The sequence below is a fragment of the Streptomyces sp. NPDC004752 genome (genome assembly GCF_053601275.1).
On record NZ_JBSGBN010000246.1, the window covers coordinates 1 to 5,415 of the forward strand.

The 5,415-nt window shown below is 66.2% G+C and carries 4 protein-coding genes; 2 read left to right on the forward strand and 2 right to left on the reverse strand.

All coding sequences use genetic code 11. From position 1 onward, the window contains the following. Positions 1 to 1,074 precede the first annotated feature (1,074 nt). Positions 1,075 to 1,302: a hypothetical protein gene (locus tag ACWEKM_RS45540; RefSeq protein ID WP_451627197.1), complete on the forward strand. Its 228-nt coding sequence runs from the start codon at positions 1,075 to 1,077 to the stop codon at positions 1,300 to 1,302. Positions 1,303 to 1,374: 72 nt separating this feature from the next. Continuing rightward, positions 1,375 to 1,701, forward strand: coding sequence for a hypothetical protein (locus ACWEKM_RS45545; protein WP_451627198.1), 327 nt, complete (start codon positions 1,375 to 1,377; stop codon positions 1,699 to 1,701). Positions 1,702 to 1,829: 128 nt separating this feature from the next. Here the strand turns inward: ACWEKM_RS45545 and ACWEKM_RS45550 are convergent, their stop codons facing one another. Continuing rightward, complete coding sequence (locus ACWEKM_RS45550; protein WP_451627199.1) at positions 1,830 to 2,966, reverse strand: pentapeptide repeat-containing protein; 1,137 nt, start codon at positions 2,964 to 2,966, stop codon at positions 1,830 to 1,832. 49 nt (positions 2,967 to 3,015) lie between these two features. Then, positions 3,016 to 5,415 (reverse strand): helicase associated domain-containing protein (locus tag ACWEKM_RS45555; protein ID WP_451627200.1); only part of this gene is annotated, 2,400 nt, incomplete at its 5' end.

The following is a 5,415-nucleotide window of genomic DNA, read 5'->3' on the forward strand; positions in this document are numbered from 1 at the left end:
CTGCTGGAACGGTGCCGGGCGGCTGGTGCGGCGATCCGGGCCCGGGTCGGCCCGCACGTGGACACCGTGCTCGCCGCCGTCGACATCGCCGCGATCGTCTTCACCGTCTGACAAATCCGTTGGTGATCACTGGGTGGGTGGAGCGTTGGCCTGTTGGTCTGGTGATCGTTTCAGGATTTTTGTTGTGGCGTGGTGTGGCTCTGGGTTGGGGTTTTCGTGGGGCTGTGGGAGTGGGGGAGGTCTTTGAGGTGCGGGTTTGGTGGTTGTCTCGGAATGTAGTGATCGGTGTGGGATTTCGTTTTGCTTGCGTGGCTCGGGTGTCGCCGCGTTGTGTCGGGCGTGGGATGAGTGAGCCGCCCGGCAGGTCCGGTGTGGGGCCGGGCGGGGTGGACGCGGTGCTGCGGCGCAGTGGGGGCGTACTGCATGGCGAGTTGGGTCAGGGGCCGGATGGGGCAGGGCCCGGCGGTGTGGGCCGGGCCCTGCCTCTTGCCGTACGTCCTTCGGCTCGTGAGAGTCGTCATCGTCGGGCTGAAGGAAGTCGGGTGGCTGGCCACGGAGTTGTGCCACCTTGTGGAGGTGCCCCGCTGCAACGGGGCCTCCTGTGTTCTGCGATGCATGTCCGGAGCGATGGACCTGCGTCTCCTCATTTGCGTGCGCGCACGGACGCGCGGTCGCGCGGACGCGCACGAGGGAACGTGTTCAAGGATGGCCGGGGTTGATTGACCTCGCAAGGAGATGTAGGCAGGGAACTTCTTCAGATCGTCGAGTGCTGCATCTGAGCTGCTGGTTTCCCTGTGTCGGGTGGCGATCTCCGGGTTTTTCAATGCGGAGGCGAGTCATCCTCTGAATAATTCTGTTCCAGGTCGTAAATAACAGTTGCGGCCTTTATTTAGCGTCTGCCTCCAACTGGAACCGAGGCGGCATTCCCGCGCGTAGGCATGGGTAACGTGGGTGACGCTGTCGTCTGTGGCTGCAACCACTGGCAGCAGTGAACATCCGTGCCTTTGTAAGGCACTTGGGCACGTTGCACGGAGCGATTCGGTACCTGACGTCTCATCGAGGGAGTCAACTTCGTTGTCCCTGCTGCTTCCTGAGCCTGTTCCTGCCGAGCAGAACGGGCCCTGCGTGCACACGCCGGCAAGCTCTGCGAAGGCCTCGCCGCTGGTCTCTTTACTCCTGCTGGTCATCCTCCTGGCCGCGCTGATCGCCCTGCTCGCCAGGGGCATGAAACCGGAGGAAGCACTCGCCGTGCTGGGGGCCGGCGGTGTGCTGGCCGCCGAGGTGCGCCAGCGTCTGTTCTGAACCGATGCCCTGCCGGGGCCCGTCCTGTGGCGGGCCCCGGTCCCACTCCGGGCTAGGGAAGGAGACGACGCCGTGGCCCGCCCCATGAACCGCTTGCCCCATAGCAACGACCCGCTGGTGGCCTTCGCCCGCGATCTTCAGGCGCTGCGCAAGAAGGCCGGCAACCCGCCGCTGGCGCTGATGGCCGAGCACAGCGGACTGTCCCCAGCGACCCTGTCCAACGCCCACGCGGGCAAGAAGCTGCCCAGCTGGGCGGCCGTCAACGGCTACATCCTGGCCTGCGGAGGCGATCCGGAGGACTTCAGCCAGCGCTGGGAGCGCCTGCGCCTGATGGCCGCAGGGCTCTGCGGCGACCTGTTGTCGCGGTTCGTTGCTTCTGATCGGTCTGTATGGCGTTGAACTGGGCTGATCAGTTGTGTGGTTGACGTTGTCGGTTAGTTGTGGTGTCTGCTTGTCGGGCGATGTGCGGTGTCGGGTAGGGCGATGGCTGCTGTGGTCTGGGGTGTCTCTGGGGGAGCTCCGGTTGATCAGTTTGGATGGGCATTGGTCATGTTCACTGGTCGGCTGGAATGGGGCTGTCCGGCGAGGTATTCCTGGTCGCATGAGGCGATGTGGTCTCGGAGTTCGGGGGACTCGAGGTATTTCTTGTGCAGGACGGTGGTGCTGGTGACGTGGGCCTGGAGCAACTGGGCCGAGGTCACGACGGTTGTTCCGCTGATGCCGTCAGGTTGTACTAGCTGGGCTTCTGACAGATCGGCATCGCGGAGGTCTGCGTCTTTGAGTACGGAGTACTGCAGTTCGGTGGACCCGAGATCCGCACCGTGTAGGCAGGCTGTGTCGAGGTCGGCGTTGCGTAGCACCGCGATGTCGAGGCGTGCGTCGGTGAGGTCGGCGTGGGGGGCCTTGATGTTGCGCAGTGAAGTGCTCGATAGCCGTGCCCCGACGAGAGAGACGTTGTCGAGTCGGGCGTTGTCCAGGCGACTGGAGGAGAGGTTGACGCCATCGAGCCGGGCGCTGGTGAGGTCGACACCGCACAGGGTGGTGCAAGTGAGGTCGATGGTGTTTTGTTCGGGGCGCTCGGGGCGGTGGGCCAGGACGGTCAGTGCGGCGCGGACCGTCTCGGTAGGCACGACGGGCTGATCGTCCTTAAAGTCGCGTGCGGCGTGTTCACGGATGTAGGCGGCCAGGAGTTGGACGACGGTGTCGTGGTCCTTGGCTGAGTCGCGCATGACGCGTTCTAGCGCGTATACGCCGCCCATTTGCTCAGTGGTTTTGTCGGAGGCGAGCAAGGTGACGGCCTTGACGTACCGGTCGGTGACCTGTCCCTCCCGGGTGAGTTCTTCCTGTCGGGAGTCTTTTTCCTGGGTGTGTTCCAACGTCTTGCGTGTGACCTCGAGGGACTGGCGGGTTACGGCCAGGGTGCGCGAGGTGAAGTAGATGCCGGTACCGGCGACGGCTGCCACGGCGGAGGCGGCGATTGATGTGCGGAATCCGGTGACCACGGTTGCTTTGGGTCCGCTGTCCTTGCCCAGTTTGTGGAGTTGTCCGGCGTCCAGCCACCAGGGTCCCTTCCACAGCAGGACGAGGAAGCCTGCGAGTAGGAGTACTCCGGCTGGTATCAGCCACCAGGGGATCCGTCGTCCAGTGTCGTCACCTTGTGGCATGGGATCTCCGTCGTTGGCCGGGCTGCGAGTCGTTGATGCTGCGGGGACACTACTGGGCACTGCTCACTGCTGTGGAGCGGATCTGTGCGGTGCGCGTGGCGGTAGGGGTGGCAGCAGCGGGCGACTGGCCGACGGTCACTTCTGCTGGGTGGCTGTTGTAGCGGTGTAGGGGTGTGGGTCCGTGGATGCCGAGGGTGGTCAGGAGGTGTTGTTGGTGGGGGTGGAGCTGTTCCCAGTCTCGTTGTTGGGTGCGGATCCATCGGGTTGTCTGGTTGGGGAAGGTGTGTCCGGTGGTGTGGTGGGTGTGGGCTTGGTGCCAGCTGTGGTTCCAGTTGGCTCGCCAGGGCGGGTTCCACCAGGGGTCGAGTACGGCGAGTTGTGTTTCGTGGGGCCAGGGGTTCCCGGTTCGTTTCAGGTGATAGGCGGCGGCTCGGCGTTGTTTGTACAGCCACCATCCGAGGGGGAAGCCTTCGTGTTCGGTGCGATAGCCGGCTGAGGTGAGGTTGCCGTGCTGGGCGGCCCAGGACCGGGCGTAGGGCAGGCCGGCGGCGATGGACGAGGGCGGGTTCTTCAGACGGGGGCGGGCCGGGCGGGATGGCTGGGGAGGCTTCGGCGGTCGGGCCAGGGCGCGGGCGCGTTCAGCGGTGAGGCCGATACCGGCCAGCAGTTGGTGCTGCTCGTGGTGGAGACTGCCGTAACTGGCGCACTGTGTGAACAGCCATTTCGAGGTGACTGTGGGCAGGGCGTCGAGGTCGGCCGTGGTGCCCAGGGGGCGGTCGGTGGTGTGGGTGCGTGCGGTGTGCAGGGACTGCTGCCAGCGCATGTTCCAGGGCGGGTTCCACCAGGGGTCGAGAGCGGCGAGGGCCTGTGCGCGGTCATCGGGTAGCCGTCCGCGGGCGGCGCGTTTTCGTTGGTGGCCGAGCCATCTGCCGAGCGGGTATCCGTCGTGGCAGGCGTCTCCGGGGACCGTGAGGTTTCGGTGCTCTTGGGCCCAGGCGCGCGCGTGGGCCAGTCCGGCGGCGAAGGTTGTGGCCTGGGCGATGCGGCGGGGCCGGGCGGCCCGGGCACCTTCAGCCGTGAGGCCGAGGTCGGTGAGCAGTTGCTGCTGGCGGGGGTGCAGTTCCTCGTAGGTGGTGCACTGTCTGTACAGCCACTGCCCGGTCCAGTCCGGTGTGCCGGGGAAGCCTTTGTCCGGGGCGAGGTCTTGTCCGGGAGTGAGCTGTGCGCGGGCGGCTTGGTAGCGCCGTTGCCAGACCATGCCCCAGGGCGGGTTCCAGTACGGGTCGATGCGGGCGAGGTGTTCCTCGTGCGGCCAGGGGGTGTTGAAGAGGTCGCGGTGGAGGTTGGCCTGGTGCCGTTGTCTGCCCAGCCAGCGGCCGAGGGGGAAGTCGCCGTGGCGGGCGGTGCGGGGGAGGTCGAGGGCGCCGTGCTCGGCTGCCCAGGCTCGGGCGTAGTGCAGCCCGGTCTCCATGGCGGGATGCAGGGTGGCCGGGTCGGGCACGGCGCTGCCCGCGACGGGTTCGGTGATGCCGAGCAGAGCCAGGAGGTCCTGCTGGCCGGGCTGGAGGCTGTGGTAGTTGACGCACTGGGCGTACAGCCACTGCGCGGTGCGGTCGTCGAAGTTGCGGAACCCGGCTTCGGGATCGGGGAGGGTGCCTGCCGTGACGGCGGCGTGGGCGATGTGGTGCTCGCGCTGCCAGTCGGTGGGCCAGGGCGGGTCCCACCAAGGGTCGATGGCGGTCAGTGCCCGGTCCAGTACGGGGTCGAGCTGGCCGCGTCGTGCTCGAACCCGCTGGCTGTGCAGCCATTTGCCGATGGGGAAGCCGTCGGAGTTCGTGGAGGTGGGGGCGCACAGGTGCCCGTGACGGGAGGCGTAGGTGCGGGCGCGATCCAGCGCGGTGTGCCGGACGGCTTTGAGGTTCTTGCGCCGGGGCTGTGCTGCACGTGCTCGCTCAGGTGTGATGCCGATGTCGGTGAGGAGGCGCTGCTGCTGGGGGTGGAGTTGGTGGTAGGCGGTGCACTGGTCGTACAGCCACTCTCCGAGCTCCTCGTGTGTGCCGGGGAAGCCGAGTTCGGGAGCCAGCGGGTGTCCTGCTTGGACGTGTGCCTGAGCACGGTGATAAATGCGCTGCCACCACAGGTTCCAGGGCGGGTTCCACCACGGGTCGAGAGCGGCGAGGGCGGCTGACGCTCGGAGGGGGGCTTGTTGGTGTGTTGGGTGGTCGCTGGCCTGGTGTGTTGGTGTTTGGTTGAGAGGTTTGGGGTGTGGTTTCGGAAGGCTGGTCAGGGGGTGTGGGCTGGGGTTGTTGGTGGTGTGCTGAGGAGAGTTGGGCTTGTTGTAGATATCGGTAGGGCTTAGAAGGTGTTGTCTTTCCGGACGTGATCGACACGTTTCCGCTGGTCGGGGATAGGAATGGCGGTTCCGTGGGAGTGGTGGCGTGTCGGGTCG